Genomic DNA, 24,313 nt, shown 5'->3' on the forward strand with positions numbered 1-24,313 from the left:
CAGAACTCAACAACACTGTTACACAAACCAAGGATATAGACCAGTATAGCGAAGGTAGGTTCTCGGAGCGGTTGCCGCGTTATACCTCTGACTTCATATCGCGACGGCGCGCTTCCCGTGCTTCACGAGCGGCTACGCCGTACTCCCGCCAATGCCCCCGTCGCCAGCGCCACCACTTGATAACCGCCCTCACCGATTCGTCCACCACCGCTGCGGCCAGCACGCCATAGATGCCCCACGCCAGCGTAATGGTGAGTACATACGCCAAGGGTACGGAGAATAACCATATAACGGCAATGGTCGAATAGGAAATAAAAGCGGCATCACCCGTCGAGCGTAATGCACCGCCCATCACAATGTTCACCGTGCGTGCCGGCTCCGACAAAAAGGCCAGCACGAACACCCAGAAGCCCAGCGCAAGGATCGCCGGATCATCCGTGTATATACCCAACACGGGGCGGTAAAAAATCACCCAGAACAACGCCAACAGCCCCGTTCCCCACAGCGCGACCTTCACGCTTTGCCGCATCTGGCGATCCGCTTCGTCCAGTTCGTTGCGTCCCACGCGCTGCGCAATAATCACTTCCGTAGCCATGCTGAGCGCTACCGAAATCATCAGGCAGAACAAAAACGTGTTGAAGGTGTACACCTTTACCTTCAAGGCGAGGTCCCCCACCCCGGCCACGATCCAGTTAAGCGCAATCATGTACATATTAAACGACACGGGCTCCAGGCTCGCCGGAGCCGCGATACGAACCACGGGTCGAATCAGTGAGGGAAACTCGGCCAGCCCGCGCCGCAAGGGCAGCCGCAGACCAAGCTTCCAGTGTACGATGGCGACCGTGAAAAACAGGCTGCAACCAATGGCCGCCACACTGGCCCAGGCCACGCCGATCACACCCAGCGGTGGCACACCAAACAATCCGAACACCACGATGCTATTGCCAATGATGTTGGCCGCAAAAAAGACGAAATTGCTGGCGGTGTTCCACTTGGGTTCACCGTACACATTGAGGATGGTTTGAAAGGCGGCGCGCAGCCCCCACAGCGCGACCATCCAGCCAATGACGCCCAGATAGGCCACCGCATGCTGTTCCACCACCGCCGACAGCGGCATCCACCCCGCGACAAACACGCCACCGATATTGATCGCCAGTGCCGTGAGTAATGCCAGACCAGTGATCAGCAGTACATACGCCATCATGGTGGCAGTGGCGAGGTCGTAACGGTTAGCACCGATGCGCTGGCTGGCAATGCTGGAGCCCGCAAAGGCGGTCACCATCAAGAGTGTATTCCCGGCGAATACCAGGGGCGACACAGCGCCCACCGCCGCAGCCGCGCTGTCAGAGACGCGGCTGAGGAAGAACATATCGGTCAAGGGGATGGTAAAGGTGACAGCCTGGTCAACCAGCATGGGGGCACTCATTCCCCACAGCCCTTTGTCCAGCACTCGACTTGTTGGTTGGCGACTCAAACCGACTCCCACTTGCAGAAAACCGAATCGCATTATAGTCGAGTGGACACAATAGGTGGTGCCCCTCGAGCCTCGAAAACGTTTTCGAGGCTCTTTTTAAAAACTTCAAGGGGATTTAACGGAGGCCTTGATCCTGGCTGGCGGCTTCCTGCCGCTCGTTAAACGGCTTCCCGGAGGACTACGGCCGGAGGCGTCGTCACCGCACGCCGACAGCTCACGGCCCCCAGCAGGCCAACGAATGCTGCGCCGAGCAGCGGCCCCATCAACCAGAACAGGTAGTGCGGTCGTATGGGAATTTCCAGTACCAGATGTTGCAGGCTAAGCAGCAGGGCTTCGGAACCGAGCACCGCTATGATACCGGCCAGACCGCCCAGCAACGAGAACTCGGCCCACACACTGCCCACCACGAGACGTCGCGGGCAACCCAGCGCACGCAGCAGACCTGCCTCCTGTTTGCGCGCATCGAGGCTGGTGGTCACGGAGGCGAGCAGCACCAGTACTCCGCCGATGATCGTTAATATCAGAACGAGCTGTAACCCTCGAGTCACCTGGCTGATGATCGAGTGAATCTGTTCAAACACCCGGTCAAGCTCAATCAGCAAAATGGTGGGATGAGCGCGCATCAAATCGTTCACCAGCGACTTCTGCGCGGCCGGAATGTAGGCACTGGTAATATAGGTGGCCGAAAAGTCGTCCAGGGCACCGGGCTCAAAAATGAAAAAGAAGTTCGGGTTCATTGACTGCCAGTCGAGGGTACGCAAGCTCGCGACCTGCGCTTCCAGCGTCAAACCGCCGATTGAAAATGACAGACTGTCCCCCAGCGCAATACCCAGTTCATCCGCCACTTCCTGCTCGACAGAAACGCCGGGTAAACCGTCGCGCTGCCATTGATCCCACCACTGACCGGCCACCACCTCGTTGTCCTCGGCGAGCGTGTCGGTCCAGGTTAGATTCGCTTCCCGGTTGAGCCGGTTGTCCGGTTTCTCCTGACCGTTAATGTGCGTCAAACGACCGCGTACCATCGGATATAACGGCTGACGATCCACCTGGTTCTGGTCCAGTAATGCCTGCACATGCTTCACATCGTCTGGAGCCACATTGACCAGAAAGTGATTCGGCGCCTCTTCCGGCAGTTGCATGCGCCAGTCCTCTACGAGGGAGGTGCGCACCACCGTCAACGTAATCAGTAACATGATGGCAATGGCGAAGATCACCATTTGCATCAAACTGTGGCCGCGCCGCCGCTGCAAATTGGCCACCGCCAGTCGCCAGACACTCCCGGCACCCGTTGTAAGACGACGACTCAGGCTTAACAGCCCCAGGCCAAGCGCCGCTGCGGCCAATACCACCACTAACAGTGCCCCGACCACGCTCAGTGCCAACACCCAGTCGCGACTGAACAGAACCACCAGCAAGGTTACCGCCAGCAGGGCCAATACCACTTGCGTCCCGGCTTGCACGCGATCAACGCCCAGTTCGCGGCGCAAAATTTTCAACGGCGGTACGCTCGGCAAAAACCAAAGGGCCGGAAACGCAAAAAACATCAGGCAGACCAGACCGCTGAGCACGCTCAATCCATAAGCCAGCCAGCCGGGTTGAGCGAGCGGCAATTCAAACAGTGCAGAGAGACCGTAGGCGACGAGTTGCTGGAGTCCTTCACCAAGCAAGACCCCAAGAGTGGAAGCACCCAGCGACAGTAAAAACAGTTGCCCAAAATACAATCGGCGAATACGCTGGCTGCCCGCGCCCAGACTCTTCATCAGCGCGACCTGATCGACGTGCCGATCCGCAAACTGACGTGCCGCCAGGCCAATCGCAACACCGGCAAGCAATACGCCAACCACCGCCGCCAGCAACAAAAACTGCTTACCCCGATCAAGGGTTTGCGCCAGGCGCTGCTGGGAGTTTTCAATGTCCATCACCCGGTAATGATCGGAGAGCTGAGGCTCCAGCCACTCCAGAAAACTCTCCAGATTTTCCGGACGATCCGCCGCAAGCAGCCACTGGTAACTGACGCGGCTGCCGGGTTGTACCACCTGGGTCTTCTCCAGATCCTCCAGGTTCATCAACACCCGGCCGCCGCTCATAAAAATAGACGTCGCCCCATCGGGCTGCCGCACCAGAGTCTGCGTAGCTCGCAGTTGGTATTCACCGATCCAGAAGGTGTCGCCGAGTTCTATGCCCAGAAGCGGCAGCAGCCGCGCGTCGATCCAAGCTTCACCGGGTGCAGGAATCCCTTCCGCCACGGCCGGTGGTTCGGTGCTCCAGGGCCGATCGGTAATTTCCACCTCTCCCCGCAGCGGGTACCCTTCACTGACCGCCCGGACCGATGCCAGGTGCATTTGGTCTTCGCGATACACCATGGAAGAGAATTCCACCAACCGGGCCTGCTGCAAACCGCGTTCCCGTGCCTCATCCTCCCAGGCCGGCTCATGCAATTGCGAGGCTCGTACCACACGGTCTGCGCCCAGCAGGTTATTGCTTTGCTGTACCAGCGTCGCTTCCAGGCGGTCGGTAAATATGGCAATAGCGCTGACAACCATCACCGCCATCACCAGCGCTACGCTCAGCAGGCGTACCTCTCCACTGCGCCAGTTACGCCAAAGGAGTTTTGCTGCCAGCATTTTCAAACCTCCGCCGGTTGCGCGGCAGAAGACGGTGTGTCCTCAGCCAGTGAACCGGCGACCAGATGCACTCGCCGACCACAACGTTGCGCCAAACGCTCTTCGTGGGTAATCAGAACCAAAGTCGTGTTTTGTTCACGGTTGAGATCAAACAAAAGATCAATGATTTTGGCACCCGTGTGCTGGTCCAGATTCCCCGTCGGTTCATCGGCAAACAACACGTCCGGCTGACTCGCAAATGCCCGGGCGATGGCCACCCGTTGCTGTTCCCCACCGGACAGTTGCTGCGGGTAATGGCTGAGACGTTCCGCCAGGCCGACTCTCGCTAGATAGTCCCGGGCCAGCGAACGGGCGTCCTTCAATCCGTGCAACTCCATGGGCAACATAACGTTTTCCAGCGCGGTCAAGCCCGGTAACAACTGAAACGACTGGAACACAAACCCGACGTGCTTCGCCCGCACCCCCGCGCGTTTCTCTTCGTCCATTCGGGTCAGGTTTTGGCCGCACAGGATCACCTCGCCACTGGAGGGCACATCCAGTCCGGCCAGAATACCCAGCAACGTCGATTTACCAGAGCCGGAAGGACCGGTGATTGCCAGGCTTTCACCCTCACGCACCGCCAATGACAGGTCCTGCAAAATGGTCAGTTCCCCTTCCGCCGTGGGCACGACTTTTCCCACGTTGCGGGCGTCCAACAGAACCTGCTCGGTCATGCTATTCTCCAGATTGATTGCACAAAGCCTCCATTGCACCCGCAAAGCGGGAGGCTGTCAAAACGGTTCACAATTCTTTACCGTGCAAGCAGCGCCCGGCCCTTTGCGTACTTCCCGGGGCTGGTACCATAAGTCTCACGCTTTCACCCGGATACCCTCCCTTAAACCCGGATACTCTCTATGCGCCCACTGGCTATGCACCCACTGGTTCAACGTTTGCTGCTGTTCAGCACTTTACTCTTTTGCGGCAGCCTCAGCATGGCCCAGCAGGCACCGGTCATTCTCGTGATGGGAGACAGCCTCAGTGCCGGTTACGGCATTGACGTCCAGGAAGGCTGGGTGACACTGCTGGAGGAACGGCTCAGCGAGCAGGGGTTTCCGCATCAGGTGGTCAATGGCAGCGTCAGTGGGGAAACCAGTGGAGGCGGACTCAACCGCCTGCCTCGGTTGCTGGAGCAACACGAGCCGTCTTGGGTCATTCTGGAACTGGGTGGCAACGATGGGTTGCGCGGTTACCCGGTCTCTGACCTGCGCGGCAACCTGGAAGAGATCGTGGCTATGAGCCGGGACAGTGGCGCTGACGTACTGTTGCTTGGCATGCAAATCCCGCCTAATTATGGCCCTCGCTATACGCGCCAGTTTGCGGAGGTATACCCGGCACTCGCCGAGGAGCTTGATCTGGCACTGGTGCCCTTCATGCTCGAAGGGGTGGCCACTGACAGCACGCTGATGCAGCGCGACGGGATTCACCCCAATGCCGACGCCCAGCCTCTGATCCTGGAGACAGTCTGGCCTGTACTTCACCCGCAACTCAAGGCCCTCGGCTCTCAACGTCAAACAGATTGAACAATCGGCCTTCGGCGCTTTCCAAGGACTTGGATCGTCCACTTACACAGTAAGGAGAACTTATGAAACCGAAGATGCTTGTCATAGCCAGCTTGCTCAGCACGTCTGCCCTTATGGCCTCCACAGGCTTCGCCGACGAGCCACTGAGCATTGACCTCTATCAGGCCACCGAGGATGGGCAAGGCTCGCCAATCGGCGACGTCACCTTTGAAGACACCCAGTATGGCCTATTAATCACTCCTTCGTTGAAAAATCTGACACCGGGCGAACACGGTTGGCATGTGCATGAACGCCCCGATTGTGGTCCGGCGACAAAAGACGGGGAAAAAACCGCAGCGGCGGCGGCGGGAAGTCACTACGACCCGCAAAAGAAAGGCGCTCACAAGGGGCCTTATCACTCAGACGGTCATTTGGGTGACCTCCCCGCCCTGTTTGTCGCAGACGATGGACAGGCCACTCGTTCAGTATTGGCCCCCCGTCTGGAAGCCGCTGATTTACACGGGCGCGCGCTCGTCGTCCACGAAGGCGGTGATAATTATTCCGATGACCCCAAAGCGCTGGGTGGTGGCGGCGCCCGCGTGGCATGCGGGGTGATTCAAGCGCCCTGATCGGGAAAGCATGTTTGCTATCAGAAAAACCCTTTGCCCGTTGAACAATACGGGCAAAGGGTTTTAGATCGGAGATTCAAGTTAACGCTTCGAGATACTCGACGATCAGTTGCACAGACTGTCGGCCCCGGAACTCATTAACGTCCAGCCGGTAAGCGAGCTTTACCTGTTGCACTGAAGGGTTGGGCCACTGTTCTGCATCGACATTAAAGGCGATGGCATCCACCAGGTGTTGTCCATTCGAGTCCAGGGCCAGGGTCATTTTCAAGTGATTCTGGCCCACCCGCTTTTGTTGTACCACCCCGAAGTCACCGTCGAACAGTGGCTCTGGAAAATACTGTCCCCAGGGGCCAGCCTGCCGCAATACAGAAGCCAGCTCCAGGCTCATTTCCTGCGGTGACAAGTGTCCGTCACTGACCAGGACCGCCTGCAAGTCCTGCGGCTGCAATTGACGCCTTACCTCCTCGTCAAACGCCTGCTGGAAGGCCGCAAAGTTCTCTCGGGACAGACTCATTCCCGCCGCCATGGCGTGGCCGCCAAACTTGGTCAGTAACTCTGGATGACGCGCCGCGACCGCGTCCAGCGCATCGCGAATATGCAAACCGGGGATGGATCGGGCGGACCCTTTGATTTCCCCATTATCAGCGTCCGCGAATACAATCACCGGCCGATGCAGGCGGTCCTTAATGCGCGAGGCCAGAATACCGATCACCCCCTGATGCCAGTTACCGTCGTACAGGCACAGGCCCCAGGGCAGATCCTCCCCGGTATCCTGCAACTGAAGACGCTCCAGCATGGCCAGTGCTTCTTTCTGCATGCCGCTTTCAATGGCCTTGCGATCACGATTCAACTCATCCAGAGACAGCGCCATTTCACGAGCCAGCGCATCGCTATCACACAAAAGGCACTGTATTCCCAGCGACATATCGTCGAGTCGGCCAGCGGCGTTGAGGCGCGGGCCGATCGCGAAGCCGAGATCGCTGGCCACGAGGCGGTGCATTTGTCGTCCTGCAATATCCAGCAGCGCCAGGATACCCGGGCGAGCCACGCCAGCGCGAATGCGTTGCAGCCCCTGGGAGACGAGAATGCGGTTGTTGTGGTCCAGAGGCACCACATCGGCCACGGTCCCCAAAGCCACGAGGTCGAGGTAGCTGGCCATGTTCGGCAGCGCCCGATGTTCAAACCAGCCCCGCTGACGCAATTCGGTGCGCAGCGCGTTCATCACGTAAAAAATAACCCCCACCCCGGCAAGATGTTTACTGGGAAAGGGGCAGCCCGGCTGGTTCGGATTCACAATGGCTTCGGCCGGAGGCAATGTATCGCCTGGCAAGTGGTGATCCGTCACCACCACGGCGATGCCTTTGTCCTGCGCGGCGCGAACCCCCTCCACGCTGGAAATGCCGTTGTCTACCGTCACAATAACGTCCGGTGCCAACGCCGAGGCGACCTCGACAATTTCAGGCGTCAGGCCATAACCGTATTCGAAACGGTTGGGCACCAGAAAATCCACTTTCTCCAGCCCCATGGCCTTCAGTGCCAATACGGCCAGTGCCGAGCTGGTGGCGCCATCCGCGTCAAAATCCCCCACGACCAGTACGTTCGCCTGCGCCTCAACGGCGTCAGCAAGTAAAGCCACGGCATCGGGCAGACCTTTGAAATCCGGCTTGTGCAACAGCTTCAACGAATATTGCAGTTCCTCGGCGCGAGAGACGCCGCGCAAGCGATACAGTCGATCCAGGAGCGGCGGCAGGTGTTCTGCCAGCGGGAGATCCTCTTTGGCATCGGAGAAAGATCGACGAAGAATGGTTTTTTGCATGTGAGGCTTCAACGGCTGTACGGCGGAGAATGAATAACACCGCCCCGGCCAGGATAAGACTGAGACCGGAGCGGGTTTTGTTGCAGTGCCTACGCCTTGAGATTACCCGCGATGTAGGACTGCACGGCATCCAGTTTATTGCCCAACACGTCGTAACGCTCTTCCCTCTGGAACAAATCGGCCATATGGACCGGCAAGGCGGGATCGCTTTCCTGCCCGGCCTTGCGCACCGCTTCGGGAAACTTGGCCGGGTGTGCCGTGGCCAGACACACCATCGGGATGTCCTGGCGACGACGGGTTTCACGGGCGGCTTTTACGCCAATCGCCGTATGCGGATCGAGTAAGTATTCCGTGTGCGCGAACACATCGCGAATCACCTCCAGCGTTGTGGCATCATCCACTTTATAACTGCTGAACAGTTCGCGAGCCTGGCTCAGCGCGGCTTCGTCCAGGTGCATTTCGCCGGACTTGAAGTCGTTCATCAAGCCACGAATCTTATCGCCATCACGCCCGTAAAGATCGAACAACATCCGCTCAAAGTTACTGGACACCATAATGTCCATACTGGGAGACAAGGTGTGTTGCAGTGACTGCTTGCTGTGATCGTTGTCACTCAGGCAGCGATGCAAAATATCGTTACTGTTGGTGGCGATCACCAATTGGTCGATGGGCAAGCCCATACGCTTGGCCAGATAACCGGCAAAAATATCGCCGAAGTTGCCGGTCGGCACCGAAAAAGACACGGGGCGTGCCGGCGCACCCAGGGCGAGCGCGGCGTAAAAATAGTACACAATCTGGGCCATGATACGCGCCCAGTTGATGGAGTTCACTGCCACCAACTGTCGTCCTTCCGGCAAAAACGATTGATCGCCAAAGCTGGCCTTCACCATGTTCTGGCAATCATCGAAATTCCCTTCCAGCGCGATGTTGTGCACGTTGCTTTCCAGCACAGTGGTCATCTGCCGACGCTGCACATCGGAGACCCGCTGATAGGGGTGCAGGATAAAAATATCAATGTTGTCGCAGCGGCGGCAGCCTTCAATCGCTGCGGACCCCGTATCGCCGGACGTTGCCCCCATGACTACCACCTTCTGGTCACGCTTCTTCAACAAGTGGTCCAGCAAGTGGCCGAGGAACTGCAACGCAAAATCCTTGAACGCTAACGTAGGCCCCTGGAACAATTCCAAAACCCATTCGTTGTGCGCTGTTTGCACCAGGGGGGCAATCGCATCGTGGCGAAATGTGCTGTACGCCTCACGAATAATTTGCTTGAGCTCATCGTCCGACACGGCTCCCGCAACAAAGGGAGACATCACCTTGAACGCCAGCTCCTGATAACTCAGACCTGCCCAGGAGGCGATTTCTTCCCGGCTAAACTCCGGCAACGTTTCCGGCACATAGAGGCCACCGTCGGGCGCCAGTCCAGTCAGTACGACGTCTTCAAAATCGAGAGCCGGGGCCTCGCCCCGCGTGCTGATGTATTTCACTGTCTTTTCCCACATAAAATGGACGTTGTGCGATTGACGGAAGGAAGAACCAGCGGCTCGTCCTTCCACATAGGCCACGGTGTTATTAGGCCACGGGTTATTTCAGCGGCTCTACCCGGATGCGAGTAATCGGCCCTGTAATCGAACTCAGGGATTCAATTTTGATAATCGCTTCAACCAGCTGTTTTTCCACCGCGCGGTTGGTCAGAAGAATCAACGGAACGATCTCCTCCTCATCCGCCGCCTCTTTTTGGATCAGTGCTTCGATACTGATACCGGAGTCGCTGAGAATCTGAGCGACCTGGGACAAAACACCCGGCTTGTCCAGGGCGGACATGCGCAGGTAATACGCCGTTTCCACTTCCTCGATCGGCAGGATTTCCAGCTCGCTGCGCAGCTGCTCCTGCTGGAAGCCGAGATAGGGAACCCGGTGTTCGGGATCAGCGGTCAGGGTACGCGCCACATCCACAATATCTGCCAACACCGCCGACGCGGTGGGCTCTGCACCTGCACCCGCCCCATAGTACAGCGTTGGTCCTACCGCATCGCCCTTCACAAGCACAGCGTTCATGACGCCGTCGACATTGGCAATCAAGCGCTTCTGCGGAATCAAGGTGGGATGAACACGCAGTTCAATACCTTTCGGTCCTTTTTGGGCGATGCCCAGGTGTTTAATGCGATAGCCCAGCTCCTGAGCGTACTGCACGTCCTGAGGTGCGATCCGACTGATCCCCTCGGTAAAGACTTTATCGAATTGCAGCGGTATCCCGAAGGCGATGGAGGCCAGAATCACCAGCTTGTGCGCCGCATCAATCCCCTCCACATCAAAAGTGGGGTCAGCCTCCGCATAGCCCAGTTCCTGGGCCTCTTCCAGGACTTCCGAGAAACCGCGGCCCTTATCGCGCATTTCGGTCAGAATGAAGTTGCCCGTCCCATTGATGATGCCGGCCAGCCATTCAATCTTGTTCGCCGAAAGCCCTTCGCGAATCGCTTTAATAATTGGGATCCCCCCCGCCACGGCAGCCTCGAAGGCTACCGTCACCCCTTTTTCATTGGCGGCCGCGAAGATTTCATTGCCATGTTCGGCAATCAGGGCCTTATTGGCCGTCACGACGTGCTTGCCGTGCTCAATCGCTGTGAGAATTAACTCGCGCGCCACATCAATGCCACCGATCAGTTCGACGACAATATCAATCTCGGGGTTGGTCACCACGTCAAAAATGTCGCGCGTCACGTTCAGCTCGGTAATATCGCACGCCACGTCATCGCGACGGCTCGCTACCTGGCCGATAATAATGTCGCAACCGGCGCGGGCATTGATGACCTTGCTGTTTCTTTTGAGGACGTTGACAGTGCCGCTGCCTACGGTCCCCAGACCGCAAATACCTATTTTGACCGGTTTCAAACGCTTCTCCCCTATAGTCGGTTCGGCGCTCTGCCGAACCGGAATTCAACGACTTTACCTAGAAGGCCGTGTATCGTAACGCAACGCCCGCCCACACAGCGGTGAGGGCGGGCGAAGGCGGTATTCTACTGGAATGCGCGCCTCGGAGCGAGACGCGGGCCACCTTACTGGGCCTCTGAACGCGTGTCAATCAGCGCCAGATGACGGATTACAGGCCAAGCGTCTGAGCCAGGCGCTCGGGTGGCAGGTAACCGGGTTGCATAGAGCCGTCGGGCAGAATCAACGCTGGCGTGCCGTTGACGCCAAACTGGCCGCCCAGGCGGTAGTGTTCGGCAACCGGGTTACTGTCGCAGCTTTGGGTGTCCACTGCCTGGAGGTTCTTGAGGCGGTCCATCACAGCCTGACGGTCGTCGGCACACCAGGCGGTTTCCAGCTTGCGAGCCGAAGGACTGTTTACCCCCGCGCGCGGATAGGCCAGATAGCGAATCTCAATACCCAAGTCGTTGTAGCCGGGCTTGGTCTCACCACCGTCCTGATAGCTGTGCATCTGGCTGTGTAAGCGACGACAGAAGCCGCAGTCCACATCGGTAAACACGTAAACCACCGCTTTGCTCTCGCCCTCCGGGGCAAAGGCAATGGAATCCTTATCTTTCAGCGAAGCCGCCAGTTCCTTGCGTTTTTTAACCAGCTCCGGGTCTTCGTAACGGGCAAAACCATTCGGACCGACAGTAAACACGTCACCGGCAATCATCAGGCTGGCATCTTCATTAACGTACAGAACCGGTCCACCGGTGACCTGCACCTGATAGAGCCCGTCAAATGGCGCAGGGCGCACATCGGTAAACTCAAAGTCCGGGCGAGCCTCCGACAGCGACTCGATAATATTGTCCTCCACCGAGGAAGACTGGGCGCTGACCGCACTGGCTCCAGCTAACGCGATCAACCCGACAGCAAGTTGTTTCCACATAACGGTTTCCTGTGTGTTATTCGGTAAATCATCCCATTTTAGCCGCGGGGATGATGGCGCGCATGCTGCTCCTGCATTCTGGCCCGCGCCACGTGAGTGTATATCTGCGTGGTGGACAAATCACTGTGCCCCAGCAGTAATTGAACGACCCGCAAATCCGCACCATGATTCAATAAGTGAGTGGCAAATGCATGCCTTAACGTGTGCGGCGACAGGGGTTTATCAATACCAGCCACCGCAGCCCAGTGCTTGATTCTATGCCAAAACGTCTGGCGGGTCATGATCCGCGCCCGGGTACTGGGGAAGAGTACTTCACTGGGCGCATTATGCAAGAGCGAAGGCCTGGCCTCGCGCAGATAGCGTGTTAACCAGTCCACAGCCTCATCACCCAACGGCACCAACCGCTCCTTGCTGCCTTTGCCCATGACCCGCACAACGCCCTGTCGAAGATTAACCTGGGCCAGCGTCAGGCCAACCAGCTCAGAGACGCGCAGGCCACAGGCATACAGCACTTCAAGCATGGTTCGATCCCGCAGCCCCACGGGCTCGTCAGTTTCCGGCGCATTAAGCAGCCGTTCGACGTCAGTTTCGGTCAGCGATTTGGGCAACGCTGTGGGCAGTTTGGGATTGTCCACCAGGGCCAGCGGATTATCCTGCAGGCGCCCCTCCCGGATCTGATGACGATAGAAGCCACGCGCACAGGAGAGAAAGCGTGCGGTGGACCGACTGGAATAGCCTTTGCGGTGACGGACAGCGAGGTAATCGTAAGCCGCCACCGGGTCCAGAGCCATCAGAGTTTTGCCCTGATCGGCAAGCCAGAGGGCGAAATGCTCCAGATCACGGCGATAAGAAGCCAAGGTGTTCTCACTCAGGCCTTTTTCCATCCAGATGGCGTCGAGGTACTGCTCGAGAATTTGGCTTTCCTGGGTAGATAGCGTCACGAATAACGGCGCCTGTCAGTCAATGTCAGCGGTGAGAATAACACAATCGATCCGTTGGCTTTTTGTTGCCGGAGGCATTCGCGTTTTGCCGGAGGCATTCGCGCGCAGGGGCATTCTCTCAGGCGCCTCCATTCTATTAAGGCGGGCATAAAAAAAACCGGAGCACAGGGCTCCGGTTTCTCTGGTTCGGATAAAACCGACCTCTTAGGACAGCTTTTCCTTAATACGCGCCGCTTTACCAGTCAGGTCACGCAAGTAGTACAACTTGGCCTGACGCACATCACCTTTACGCTTGACCTGGATGCTGTCAACCTGCGGGCTGTGGGTCTGGAAAGTCCGCTCAACGCCCACGCCGTGGGAGACTTTGCGCACAGTGAACGCGGAGTTCAGGCCGCGGTTGCGCTTGCCGATTACCACGCCTTCAAAGGCCTGCAGACGTTCGCGGTTGCCTTCCGTTACCTTAACCTGTACCACAACGGTGTCACCGGGGGCGAAGTCGGGTACGTCTTTTTTCAACTGTTCTTCTTCGATCTGCTGAATAATTTTGTTAGTCATGCCTAGTCTCCTGAGAGTCCGTAGCTTCACAGCTAGAGTGATTCAATTCAAGGTCCCGACGAAAGTCCGTCAACAGCGCCCGCTGTTCCTCGGTTAGGTCAATTGCTTCAAGCAAGTCTGGCCGTTTCTGCCAGGTCCGCCCCAGCGCCTGTTTAAGGCGCCAGCGCCGAATTCTTTCATGGTCTCCGGACAGTAAAACGTCCGGAACCGGTCGCCCCTCAAACACTTCCGGGCGAGTATAATGTGGACAATCCAGCAGCCCCCCGGCAAAGGAATCCTGCTCAGCCGACTGCGCATGCCCCAGCGCCCCGGGAATCAGCCGGGCGATGGCATCGATTAAAACCATCGCCGGCAGTTCACCACCGCTCAGAACATAGTCACCAATGGACCACTCCTGATCGATCACCGTATCCAACAGGCGTTCGTCTATTCCTTCATAGCGTCCCGCCACCAAAATCATGGCACCGCGGTGTTGCGTCTCCCCGGCCAGAGTCTCGACCCCTTCCTGCGTCAAGGTGCGCCCCTGAGGCGAGAGATAGATAACCGGGGCCTCGGTGCCCGCCCACCGCTTTGCGGCGCTAATGGCATCGCGCAACGGCTCCACCATCATCACCATGCCGGGGCCACCACCATAAGGGCGGTCATCCACTGTACGATGCCGATCGCGGGTAAAGTCACGCGGATTCCAGCACTGTACATCGATCAGCTTCTGTTTAACCGCTCGACCGGTGACACCGTAACGGGTGACCGCGTCCAACATTTCCGGAAACAAACTGATCACCGCCACTTTGACCGGTGTGTCACCCGTCATGGCTAAAACTCCGGGTCCCAATCCACCTCGATTACCTCGGCAGAGAGGTCCACTGACAGTACAAACTGCTCCGGTACATAGGGAATCAAGCGCTCCTGCTGATCGATACTGTCAGTATCCCCTTGCACCACCAGTACGTCGTTAGCGCCGGTTTCCAGCAGACGGACAACCACGCCCAAGTCCTGCTGCTGCCCTTCCCAATGGCTAACCACACGCAAACCCTGCAACTGATACCAGTAGAAGTCATCACCCTCAAGATTCGGCAACTGATCCCTATCCACCGCAATCGTAATACCGGTGTAAAGCGCCGCCTGATCGCGATCACTGACACCTTTGAGGCGGGCCACAAACCCTTTCCCGTGAGGGCGACTGTCTTCAATTTCCACCGTTTTCACCCCGTGCGCGGTTTTTAACCACCAGGGGGCGTAGCCAAACAGGTTTTCCTGAGGCTCGGTGTAGGAGTGGATTTTTACCCACCCCTCAATACCGAATACAGCCGTAATGCGCCCGACATCAATCAAATGACTTCCCTTACTGGCGGGGCGGGCACTGGCCATAATCGCACCTGACCTGAAATCAGGCAGCCGCTTTCTTCTGCTCTTTCAGCAGACCAGCCACGCGCTCGCTCAGCTGTGCGCCCTGCTCTACCCAGTAATCAACACGCTCATTGTTGACACGCAGACGCTCTTCCTGGCCGCGAGCAACCGGGTTGAAGAAACCCACGCGCTCAATGTAGCGACCGTTACGGGCGCTGCGGCTGTCGGTTACGGTCAGGTGGTAAAACGGACGCTTTTTGGAGCCGCCACGTGACAGACGAATAGTTACCATTGAGGAATTTCCTGTATTTTTCCTGTTGGGCCCGGTGTTGACCGGCACCCGGTGAAAAGACGCCATCGCACTCGGGGTGCGAAAGGCGCGGTATTTTAAGGGAAACAACCGGCTTTGTATAGGCCGGGGCGGCAAAAATCAGCGCACCCCGCCGGGCCCTGTCTCACCCCGGTGATTGATCACGATTGCCCTGTCATGTCGGAGTAGCGATTGGGAAGATTCAGGTCAATACTCTGGGTCATTCCCGGCAGACGCATTTCCCCGCTATCGAACTCAATCAAGCGCTCGTCAATCATGCTCTCGCCAAAATGATACAGGGTATCGAACTGGCCCCGTAGCGCTCGCTGATCGTACTCGAGGGCGCGATCACGGGTATTCTGGCGGCGTTGGCGGTAGCTCTCGAACGCCGAGTCTCCATACCGCTTGCGAAGCATACCGTCCACCACCGAGGGCGACAGCACACTGGCGGTGGCATTATTCCCGCCAAACCCTTTGGAGTTCAGAAACGCGACATCCACCGGCTTTTCGCGCCGATCCAGATCTTGCAGCGGAATGTGCAACCGCTCAGCAAATACGTCGTCCGCCACCCGATCGATGGTTTTGACGCCCGGCACCCAGCCGTGGCGGAAAATACCCAGCGTGTTGATTAACTGTTCGCCGCTGGCGGCGGACAATGAATGACCGACAAACGCTTTGACCGCGGTAACCGGCCATTCAGTAATGCCGAAGACCTCAGCCACCCGATGGAATATCTCGGATTCGGTGACCCGGTTCTGAGGCGTACTGGAGCCGTGCGCCTGCACCAGCGACCGCTCGCGCACCGACTCGTCGCCCAAAATCGCGCGCGCAGAAGCCACTGCCTTGGCCATGGTGATGTAGTTGCCCGGGCCCGGCGCGGAAATGGATTTCTTGAAACCGTCCGCGTTGATGAACACATCGTTGACCGCGCCATGAACATCCGCGCCCAACTCAAGCGCCAGGGCATCGTCCATCAGCACGACGTACTGTGAGGATTCAGCAATGGTAAATCCACAGTTTTCGCCAAATGGCCGGCTGGAGCGACGGGGGTCGGTTTCATCGGCGTTGTCGAGCTTTTTCAGTTTCTCTTCGGCCGCCAGTGCACCCATGGTGGCGTAGCCGTCGATAATCTCCGGCGTAATGGGTGCCTCGGCATTCCCCACGACAGCGACTCGGCAACGTCCGGCGCCAATATCTTCCACGGCCGCTCTCAAATTATAGAGAAAGGAAGCACAGGCGCCCGCGATAGCGCCGGTCTGACCCACGCTGCCAATGATATAGGCATTCACGAAGTCCGCCGGCATACTGTTCAGTCCCAGTGGGCACTGTTTGGTGCTGACGCGATGCCCCTTCAATCGCGATTGCAGCAAGCCACCAAAGCCGGCATCGTCCATCTGGCTCATGACATTGCTGGCGTAGACGCTGATTTGATCGGGGCGCACGGCGGCGGCAATATCGCCCCAGGGAATACCGACGGATTGAATGGCGTCAGAGGCACCGGCGACGGTCAGTTGCAGGGCTCTCGGATGAAAACGGGAGTTATACAACGCCCCGGGATCAAACCCTTTGGGCAATTGACCGGCGGATTTGACGGGAAGATCACGGTAGCTGTCCCATTTCACCTGAACCTCACCGGACAGGGTGACTCGAACCCGGCGCTCGTCAATGTCTTCCAATTGCCAGTCTGAGGGAACAGGCTCCGGCAAATCGCGGTGCGACAACTCAAAGCTCAGGGAGGTAGCGCCTTCACCGCGCAGACTGGCATTTTTTTGCCAGTGCACAGCGTCTACATCGAAGAAGCTGGGGTCAATCCGACGAATCAGCGTGCCTTCCATCACGGTGGGACCAAACTGTTGTTCCACCGCCTGGGCATCGTAAGCACGATCATCGGCATCCAGGTAGCGGTCACCTTCACAGCGCACCAGCCCCATCATCACGGCCAGACCTACCAGGGTTTCCCGGCGCTCCTCGGCGGACAGACTTTCCAGCACCATGCGTCGATAAGCGTGATGTCCAGAACTGCGGCCTGCCGCGTTAAAACCACCAAAACCCACGATAACCGGCAGTGATAACATGACAAGCTCCTCTCGACAAAACATGCGACAAAACGTGTGACAAAACATGGGGGCAAGCCCGACGCACGGACATCAGGCAGGAATGGAGGGAAGTGTATTGCGATGCTTGCACTTTGTCATGGTGCTTTCAGCCATTTTGTATGGTAATTTGGCCAAACAGTAGCCTGCGAGAGCGTTTATGTCCAAAACCACTCACGGCGTCACACAAATCGCCTTCCTGTTGAGCGACAACATGCTCGCCACCAGTGCCACTCTGCCCATGGAAATGCTGCTCACCGCCGAGAGCGCTGCCCACCGACAGTACAAGGTTCAGCAGCCCGGGCTAAACCTCTTTACGGTGGGTGCCAGCCTCCAACCCGCCCAAACCCGATCGGCTCTGCAATGGCCGCCGGACTTCACGCTAAAAGATGCACCCGCCCCCGACCTGATTTACGTACCGGGGCTCTGGCGAAACCCGCGACCCGTGATTCGCCGCCAACCACAGATTCTGGAGTGGTTGCGGGAGCAGTACCAAAACGGCGCCCTGATCAGCGCGGTGGGCACCGGGTGCTGTTTTCTGGCCGAGGCCGGGCTGCTGGACGGCAAACCCGCCACCACTCACTGGCATTACTTTGATCAGTTCCAGAGGGATTATCCGGATATATTGCTCAAACGGCAGTATTTTATTACCCAGGCAGGCAGCCTGTATTGCGCGGCCAGCGTGAACTCGCTGGCCGATCTGACGGTGCACTTTATTCAGCGCCTGTACAACAAGGCCATTGCCAGCCATGTCGAACGTCATTTTTCCCATGAAATCCGCCGTTCTTACGAAAGCAGCGGTTACTTTGAGGATGCCCATAGCCGTCATCCCGACGAAGAGGTGGCTCAGGTGCAGCTTTGGTTGCAGGATAACTATCCCAGAGCTATTGCGCTGTCACAGGTGGCGCAGCGTTTCGGCTTCAGCAACCGCACGCTCAATCGACGCTTCAAGGCCGCGACTGGCCAAACCCCTCTGGAATATCTCCAGGAGATTCGCATCAACAACGCGCGCGATTTGCTCAAGACCAGCAATCTGACGATTGGCGAAATTGCCGAAAAGGTGGGCTATCAGGATACCGGATACTTCACGGGGCTATTTAAAAAACAATTGACCACTACGCCACGGGAATATCGGGCCACAGTACGGGCCAAGCTCTTTAGCGCCGAGTAATTGGTGTGACAAAAAAAGCGCCGGAGGGGTATCCGGCGCGCAGGCTGTGCGGCTGAAAAGCCGCACGAGTGAAGTTCAAAATGCTAAGTCCGTGACGGACGTACTAAGCGGCTTTATGACTGTCCGCATTGTGCGTAACGCGAGCGGTTTCATCGCCACTGTTTTCAATCTGAATCGTGCGCGGTTTCATCGCCTCGGGGATTTCGCGCTTCAGATCAATATGCAGCAAGCCGTTTTCAAACGTGGCTGCTTTCACCTCCACATGGTCTGCTAACTGGAAGCGACGCTCAAAGTTTCGAGCGGCAATTCCCTGATGCAGGTAGGTGCGCTCTTTCTCGTCGGAGCCTTTGTTGGCCGAGATCGTCAAGTTGCCCTGGTTAACTTCAATGTTCAACTCGGCACGATCAAAACCAGCAACGGCCATTGTAATTCGGTACTGATCTTCACCCGTCAACTCAATGTTGTAAGGCGGATAACTGGGTTGGTTCTGCTCAGCACGGCTGATGGAATCCAACAGCGACGCCATGCGGTCAAAACCAATGGCAGAACGGTACAGGGGAGAAAAATCAAAGCTACGCATAATCATATCCTCAATTCAGAGCAATATTTGAAAGTGGCTCATCACAATGATCGAGCCTTCTACTCACCCGCCAACACCTCGCATAGGTGAAGGCTGAGTAACCTGACCCCTCTTATCGAGCGGGCCTGTTACGAATATAGGGTCGATCCAAACGGTTTCAAGTCGAAGAGAATATTTTTTTAATGCTGTCGCTACTTACTGGAAATACTGCGCCGCAAAACCAGCGCCGGCCCCATCGGATTCCGTGAGTGGACGATCACCTCCGTCGCCATAGAAACCGATGGCACTGCCATTGATCAGGGTCACTGGAAACGTATCACGCTGCTGAAAATACCTGAGCAGCGCTTCGGTCGTGCCAATGCGGCTACGCCGAAAGGCCTCTTTACGGGAGTCGTTCCAGCGACCATTGGCCAACGGTTCGCCCGCGAGATTGATGACAGTGTGCACGGGCACATCCGGTTGGGTCTTCGGCAGAGCAAATGCTCCGGTAGTCCCACCACCGCGTTACTGTAGATGACCGCACCGGAATAAGCCTTCAGCGTTCTGGCTCGTCATTACGGATTCGCAGAAAACTGGCAAAACGAGGCAGTCCGGTGGACGTCAAACCATAATACTTATAAGTAACCGTGCTGCCTATGGCCGGGGGGTCACGGCGCTCAGCATCGCTAAACCCCGAGCCAAGGCGAAACCGTCGTCCATCGGGCGTCTCTACCACAATCGAGCCCATCATCCCCCGGTACTTGCCCTTCCCTTCGAGGTGGCCTACCACCTGCGCTTCGGCGTCTTCATGGGTTTTCACTTTCAGCAGCGCGTCAGTGCGACCCGACGCATAAAGATTGTCGCCGTGATGCAGCATTAATCCCTCCCCGCCTCTGGCCAGCACCTTTTCCAGCCGTCTCTGAAGCGCCTGATGATCGGTCGCCAGGGACTGGGGAATCATGTCCAGCGACTCGGCGGACGATGTCGCCACCAGTTCGCGCATTTGCACCACGCGCTCGGAAAACGACGCTTCGCTGCCGGGCAGGTCAAACAGCATGTAGCGAATTTCCCGCCACTCGGCCGGGTCTGGCACCTTGCGCCTGATCGCCGCCGATACTTCTGAAAACCGCTGCCGCCCCATCCATAACTCCCCATCCAACGGAAATGAGGGAAAGCCGCGGGTGAACCACTCCGGCGCGGCAATGCCGTGTCCGCCACGGGACAGGAAGCGCTCGCCATCCCAGTAAGCCCGAACCCCGTCGAGCTTTTCACTGACCCAGTAACCGCTCAATGGCATGCCTTGTTCATAGACATTGGCCAGTTGCAGCTCCGGCCGTTCGTCGGGCAACGACGGGGCCGACAGAGTCCATAGCAAACCGCAACCCACACACAGTAAAATCCTTTTCAGCGACATCATTCAAACGCCCCCAGGCAGTCATCATCAAAATCCGGCATTGTGCCGAAAGCAGCCTCGGTATTCTGTAGGAAGACACCGGCACTCGCTGTAGGAAATCAGCGGCGTTTTGTTAAAGGGAAGGTTTCAGCGACAACACGGCGGAACGCGCAGAGGATGGCAGAGGGAGGGCATTGACGCATAAAAAACCCGCCAGCGAAGTGGCGGGTTTCAGAACAACACCTCAGAACAACACCGATAGTGAATCAGGCGGCGTCCTGATTCACCTCGGCGTACTTGTTCACCAGGCTGTTCAGATTCTGCATGGATTGCAAGTGGCTGAAGATCAGCTCCAGTCCGTCTTTCTTGAACAAATCCAGTACATCTTCGTCTTTCAGCGCTTTCAGTTTTTCACGGTTTACCACGTAGAAGCCGGTCAGATTGAAACCACCTTCTTTGTTGTTATTGAGTTTGATGTTGGCTTCCATGGGCTCCAGCAACTCCAGCTCGCCGAGGCGCTTGCAGAACACGTTGGTCAGCTCGGCGCGATACTGGTAGTCCTTCAGGAAGTCCATCACCCCTTTCAACTCTTCGGTCTGCTCGCCCTGTTCGGTAAACAGACGCTTGCCGGTGCTGCCGTCTTTGTTCCAGCCTTCGAACTGATCGTCAATGCACAGTGTGAAATTCTCGCTCTTGCCATCGTTGGCGAAAGCGAAAGGATAACGGCGCAGGAAGCCGGGTACGTAGCGAAGGGTCAACTTCTGCTCCGCATCGACAAACAGGTTCTGGCCTTTCTTCAACCCCAGGACACCCAAGGGCACGAAACCGCCATCGTCCTGGGTTTTGGCAAAAATCACGGGCAGCTCACGTGCCACGCTGGCGATCTCGGTCGCCAGCAGCGGAACGGAGTTCAGTTCGGTGGCAAACGCGTGATTATCGATCTGGATGGACCAGTCGCGGTGCGCTTCGCTGGAGACAGGCTGAATGTTGTTGTAGATCAGAAGTTGTTTCGACACAGTATTACCTCAATCATTATTCTCAAGCGCCGCACCGGGCGCCACGGAGCGAAAAGAGGGCAAATACTAGCATTATCCGCTGCCGTGTCACCACCCGTAATCGCACCGTGCGGCGTTCTTCGCTTCATAAACCTGTGCCTCACGAACCCAAACGCTGCCGCGCCGTGTCGATATGCCGACAGAACAACGCTGCCCCTTCCAGAATACGCAAGGTGTGGCGCTGAATGATGTCCGGCGGCACGAAAAACAGGTTGTTGTGGCGCACCGCCGTGAGTCCCGGCCATTGACGCCAGTCATTGAGCCACTCGGGTCGCTCCTCACCCATGCCGCTGGCCACAATGGCCTGAGGGTCGCGCTCCAGCACCGACTCCATATTGATCTTGGGCGCAATCGGCTCGGCGTTGGCGTAGGCATTACGGCCTCCGCAGAGGCGAATAACATCACTGACCAGATGCTCGCCGTTCAGGGTTTGCAGCGGCTGATTCCAGACCTGGTAGAGTACCGACACGGGCGTTGCCTCACGATACTGGCTGCGCAGCAGATCCATCCGTTCCAGAAACTGGTCTGCCGCCCGGTCCGCCACGGCCTGAGTGCCGGCCAGGGTGCCGATCTCACGCACCGAGCGAGCCACATCCTCCAGCGTACGCGGTTCGTTCACGTACACCGTCACCCCCAGCCGTTCCAGCTGGCGAATCAGCGTGTCCCCATTACCACTGCCCCAGGCCAGCACCAGGTCCGGCTGGCGGGCGACAATGGCTTCCAGGCTCAGGGACTGGTAGCCACCCAATTGCGGAAGCTCGCGCGCTTCGGGGGGATAATCGCTGTAGTTCACGGCCGCAATGAGTTTATCCCCTGCCCCCGCGCTGTAGACGTTTTCAACGATATGCGGTGCCAGCGCGATAATGCGCGAGGCGGGCTGCGCCAGTTGAACGGTGCGGCCCAGATAATCTGTCACCTGGATATCCGCCCGCGCAGCGGTCGCGGTGCTTAACGCCACGATCACTACCGTAACTACCGCGCCAACACTGAGGAGCCTCTGTTTTATCGATGTCTTCATTGCTGTTCCCAATTGATGTATTCCCGGTCGCTAACGACCGCCACCCGGCGCTTCCAGAATAGGCGCCATCAACTCTGCCAGCCAGTCCATAAACACGCGCACCCGTTGCGGCAGATGCCGACGGTTGGCGTACAACAACGTGACGGGCATCGGTGCGCACCGATATTCCGGTAACACTTCGACCAGATCCCCGGCGTCCAGCTGCGCACGCACCGGGGGTTCAGGCACCTGAATAATACCCAGCCCTGCCAGGCAAGCCTTTCGGTATGAATCCGAATTGCTGACCGTCACTGAACCCGCCATGGGCAGAAATCGGACTCGCCCCGCCTCTCCGGGCAGCACGTACTCGAACCCCGAAGACCGATTGCCCAGATCCGGCACATAATGGATCAGCCGGTGCCGCTCCAGATCCTCCAGTGACGTCGGCATTCCATATGCGTCGATATAGGCCCGACTGGCGACATTGACGATCCGATAAGCCCCCAGAGGGCGCGCGACCAGACTGGAATCCACAATGTCCCCCACCCGCAGAACACAATCGAACCCCTCGCTGACCACATCGACCCGCCGATCCGTGCTGCTTAATTCCACACTCAATCCAGGGTGGCGCTCCAGAAACGCTGGCAGGTTGGGCAAGATCACCCGGCCGGTCACCCCCAGCGGCGCATCCACACGCAATCGCCCTCGCAATTCCCCACGGTGCTCGCGAAACATCTGCTGCACCGTCTCCACCTGATCCAGCAGATCCAGTGTCGTCTCATAGAGACGTTCACCGTCGGGGGTCAGACGCACCCGCCGCGTGGTGCGGTGCAAAAGCCGCGTTCCCACGAACGCTTCCAGCTGTCTCACCGAGGTGGACACCCGGGATTTAGGCAGCCCCAGGCTTTCGGCGGCCGCTGTAAAACTGCTCAGCTCCGCCACCCGGCGAAAAATTTCCATGGCTTCCAAAGGTTTCATCGAGGCTTACTCCGCACCGCTTGGCTCCGCACTGCTTGTCTCTGCGCTGTTTGTCTCGGCGGTATCTATCCACTCTTCATTGTTCGAAATAGAAGAACAGTTTAATCATTTTTTCCCGGTTTATCGAACCAATTGGCACACCTACACTACCTCCATGGTCATCAAGCCATTGCCCCTTCTTCCCTTCACTCACGGAGACGCTCCATGAATCGCAAAATTGCATTGATCACCGGAGGCAGCCGCGGCCTCGGAAAAAACACCGCTGAGCATCTGGCCCGCCACAACGTCGATGTCATCCTCACCTATCACAGCCGCCACGAAGAGGCCGAGGCCGTGGTCGCCGAACTTCAAGCCAGTGGCGTTCAGGCTCAGTCCCTGCAACTGGATATTGGCGACGCCAGTACCTTTGCGGACTTTGCCACGCAAGTGCAACACGTGCTCAAGCAGCACTGGCAGCGCGATACCTTTGACTTTCTCATCAACAACGCCGGTATCGGCATCACCGCGCCTTTTGCCGAAACCACGGAGGCCCAGTTTGACCAGTTGATGAATATTCACCTGAAAGGCACTTTCTTCCTGACCCAGGCGCTGCTGAACCTGTTGGCGGACGGCGGGCGCATTGTCAACCTGTCCTCTGGGCTGACCCGCTTTGCCCTGCCCGGCTACTCCGCTTACGCCGCGATGAAGGGGGCAGTGGAGGTCCTCACCCGCTACCTGGCCAAGGAGCTGGGGCCGCGCGGTATTGCCGTCAACACACTGGCACCCGGCGCCATTGAAACTGACTTCGGCGGCGGCGTGGTGCGGGACAATGAGGAGATTAACCACTTCATTGCCTCGCAGACGGCCCTCGGCCGGGTCGGGCTGCCCGACGATATCGGCGGAGCCATTGCTACGTTGCTCTCTGACGACAATCACTGGATGACGGCCCAGCGCCTTGAAGTCTCCGGCGGCATGTTCTTGTAAACCACTCTGGT

Annotated in this window: 23 protein-coding genes; 4 read left to right on the plus strand and 19 right to left on the minus strand. The window is 57.7% G+C overall.

Annotated features, from left to right (window positions below; all coding sequences use genetic code 11):
* Positions 1-79: 79 nt before the first annotated feature.
* The 3 genes from ACQCLF_RS12705 to ACQCLF_RS12715 form a co-directional block, all read right to left on the minus strand.
* On the minus strand, positions 80-1,474 hold the full coding sequence (locus ACQCLF_RS12705; protein ID WP_426987833.1) for an MATE family efflux transporter: 1,395 nt from the start codon (positions 1,472-1,474) through the stop codon (positions 80-82).
* Positions 1,475-1,632: 158 nt separating this feature from the next.
* Positions 1,633-4,098 carry an ABC transporter permease gene (locus ACQCLF_RS12710; RefSeq protein WP_426987835.1) on the minus strand — a complete coding sequence of 822 codons (2,466 nt, stop codon included), beginning with the start codon at positions 4,096-4,098 and terminating at the stop codon, positions 1,633-1,635.
* A 2-nt stretch (positions 4,099-4,100) separates the two neighbouring features.
* Positions 4,101-4,811, minus strand: coding sequence for an ABC transporter ATP-binding protein (locus ACQCLF_RS12715; RefSeq protein WP_426987837.1), 711 nt, complete (start codon positions 4,809-4,811; stop codon positions 4,101-4,103).
* A 180-nt stretch (positions 4,812-4,991) separates the two neighbouring features.
* Here ACQCLF_RS12715 and ACQCLF_RS12720 point away from each other — a divergent pair, with 180 nt between their 5' ends.
* Together ACQCLF_RS12720 and sodC are read left to right on the plus strand one after the other, a co-directional pair.
* Positions 4,992-5,657, plus strand: a complete 666-nt coding sequence (locus ACQCLF_RS12720; protein ID WP_426987842.1) for an arylesterase — start codon at positions 4,992-4,994, stop codon at positions 5,655-5,657.
* A gap of 62 nt (positions 5,658-5,719) precedes the next feature.
* The gene (sodC, locus tag ACQCLF_RS12725) at positions 5,720-6,265 is read left to right on the plus strand and encodes a superoxide dismutase [Cu-Zn] SodC (protein ID WP_426987844.1); all 546 of its coding nucleotides are present in this window, start codon (positions 5,720-5,722) and stop codon (positions 6,263-6,265) included.
* 76 nt (positions 6,266-6,341) lie between these two features.
* Here sodC and recJ read toward each other — a convergent pair whose 3' ends face one another.
* The 10 genes from recJ to ACQCLF_RS12775 all read right to left on the minus strand — a co-directional run bounded on the left by recJ (position 6,342) and on the right by ACQCLF_RS12775 (position 17,168).
* A complete protein-coding gene (recJ, locus tag ACQCLF_RS12730; protein WP_426987846.1) occupies positions 6,342-8,081 on the minus strand; it encodes a single-stranded-DNA-specific exonuclease RecJ in 1,740 nt (579 codons plus the stop codon).
* An 89-nt stretch (positions 8,082-8,170) separates the two neighbouring features.
* A complete protein-coding gene (thrC, locus tag ACQCLF_RS12735) occupies positions 8,171-9,568 on the minus strand; it encodes a threonine synthase (protein ID WP_426987848.1) in 1,398 nt (465 codons plus the stop codon).
* 97 nt (positions 9,569-9,665) lie between these two features.
* Positions 9,666-10,973 (minus strand): homoserine dehydrogenase, encoded by a 1,308-nt coding sequence (locus ACQCLF_RS12740; protein WP_426987850.1) that lies wholly within the window; start codon positions 10,971-10,973, stop codon positions 9,666-9,668.
* A gap of 208 nt (positions 10,974-11,181) precedes the next feature.
* A complete protein-coding gene (locus ACQCLF_RS12745; protein WP_426987851.1) occupies positions 11,182-11,940 on the minus strand; it encodes a DsbC family protein in 759 nt (252 codons plus the stop codon).
* 38 nt (positions 11,941-11,978) lie between these two features.
* Positions 11,979-12,824, minus strand: coding sequence for a site-specific tyrosine recombinase XerD (xerD, locus tag ACQCLF_RS12750; RefSeq protein WP_426988032.1), 846 nt, complete (start codon positions 12,822-12,824; stop codon positions 11,979-11,981).
* Positions 12,825-13,085: 261 nt separating this feature from the next.
* A complete protein-coding gene (gene rplS, locus ACQCLF_RS12755) occupies positions 13,086-13,436 on the minus strand; it encodes a 50S ribosomal protein L19 (protein ID WP_426987853.1) in 351 nt (116 codons plus the stop codon).
* Positions 13,429-14,247: a tRNA (guanosine(37)-N1)-methyltransferase TrmD gene (gene trmD / locus ACQCLF_RS12760; protein ID WP_426987855.1), complete on the minus strand. Its 819-nt coding sequence runs from the start codon at positions 14,245-14,247 to the stop codon at positions 13,429-13,431. The genes rplS and trmD overlap by 8 nt, the downstream gene beginning before the upstream one ends.
* 2 nt (positions 14,248-14,249) lie before the next feature.
* Positions 14,250-14,804, minus strand: a complete 555-nt coding sequence (gene rimM / locus ACQCLF_RS12765; RefSeq protein WP_426987857.1) for a ribosome maturation factor RimM — start codon at positions 14,802-14,804, stop codon at positions 14,250-14,252.
* A gap of 19 nt (positions 14,805-14,823) precedes the next feature.
* Complete coding sequence (gene rpsP / locus ACQCLF_RS12770) at positions 14,824-15,075, minus strand: 30S ribosomal protein S16 (RefSeq protein WP_426987859.1); 252 nt, start codon at positions 15,073-15,075, stop codon at positions 14,824-14,826.
* A 179-nt stretch (positions 15,076-15,254) separates the two neighbouring features.
* On the minus strand, positions 15,255-17,168 hold the full coding sequence (locus tag ACQCLF_RS12775; protein WP_426987861.1) for a beta-ketoacyl synthase: 1,914 nt from the start codon (positions 17,166-17,168) through the stop codon (positions 15,255-15,257).
* 178 nt (positions 17,169-17,346) lie between these two features.
* Between ACQCLF_RS12775 and ACQCLF_RS12780 the strand changes: the two genes are divergently transcribed.
* Positions 17,347-18,357, plus strand: coding sequence for a GlxA family transcriptional regulator (locus ACQCLF_RS12780; RefSeq protein ID WP_426987863.1), 1,011 nt, complete (start codon positions 17,347-17,349; stop codon positions 18,355-18,357).
* 103 nt (positions 18,358-18,460) lie between these two features.
* Here the strand turns inward: ACQCLF_RS12780 and ACQCLF_RS12785 are convergent, their stop codons facing one another.
* The 6 genes from ACQCLF_RS12785 to ACQCLF_RS12810 all read right to left on the minus strand — a co-directional run bounded on the left by ACQCLF_RS12785 (position 18,461) and on the right by ACQCLF_RS12810 (position 23,339).
* Positions 18,461-18,937 (minus strand): Hsp20 family protein, encoded by a 477-nt coding sequence (locus tag ACQCLF_RS12785; RefSeq protein WP_426987865.1) that lies wholly within the window; start codon positions 18,935-18,937, stop codon positions 18,461-18,463.
* Between the two features lie 195 nt (positions 18,938-19,132).
* Entirely contained in the window at positions 19,133-19,390 is a 258-nt protein-coding gene (locus ACQCLF_RS12790) for a hypothetical protein (RefSeq protein WP_426987867.1), read from the minus strand.
* Positions 19,391-19,472: 82 nt separating this feature from the next.
* Positions 19,473-20,333 (minus strand): DNA ligase, encoded by an 861-nt coding sequence (locus tag ACQCLF_RS12795; protein ID WP_426987869.1) that lies wholly within the window; start codon positions 20,331-20,333, stop codon positions 19,473-19,475.
* Positions 20,334-20,575: 242 nt separating this feature from the next.
* Positions 20,576-21,325 (minus strand): SapC family protein, encoded by a 750-nt coding sequence (locus tag ACQCLF_RS12800; protein ID WP_426987871.1) that lies wholly within the window; start codon positions 21,323-21,325, stop codon positions 20,576-20,578.
* Positions 21,326-21,464: 139 nt separating this feature from the next.
* A complete protein-coding gene (locus ACQCLF_RS12805) occupies positions 21,465-22,382 on the minus strand; it encodes a cobalamin-binding protein (RefSeq protein ID WP_426987873.1) in 918 nt (305 codons plus the stop codon).
* Positions 22,383-22,412: 30 nt separating this feature from the next.
* Entirely contained in the window at positions 22,413-23,339 is a 927-nt protein-coding gene (locus ACQCLF_RS12810) for a LysR family transcriptional regulator (protein WP_426987875.1), read from the minus strand.
* 204 nt (positions 23,340-23,543) lie between these two features.
* On the opposite strand from ACQCLF_RS12810, the gene ACQCLF_RS12815 reads away from it, so the two are divergent.
* Positions 23,544-24,302: an SDR family NAD(P)-dependent oxidoreductase gene (locus ACQCLF_RS12815; protein ID WP_426987877.1), complete on the plus strand. Its 759-nt coding sequence runs from the start codon at positions 23,544-23,546 to the stop codon at positions 24,300-24,302.
* Positions 24,303-24,313 lie beyond the last annotated feature (11 nt).

The sequence above is a fragment of the Marinimicrobium sp. ARAG 43.8 genome, from assembly GCF_050113635.1.
Taxonomy (GTDB): domain Bacteria; phylum Pseudomonadota; class Gammaproteobacteria; order Pseudomonadales; family Cellvibrionaceae; genus Marinimicrobium.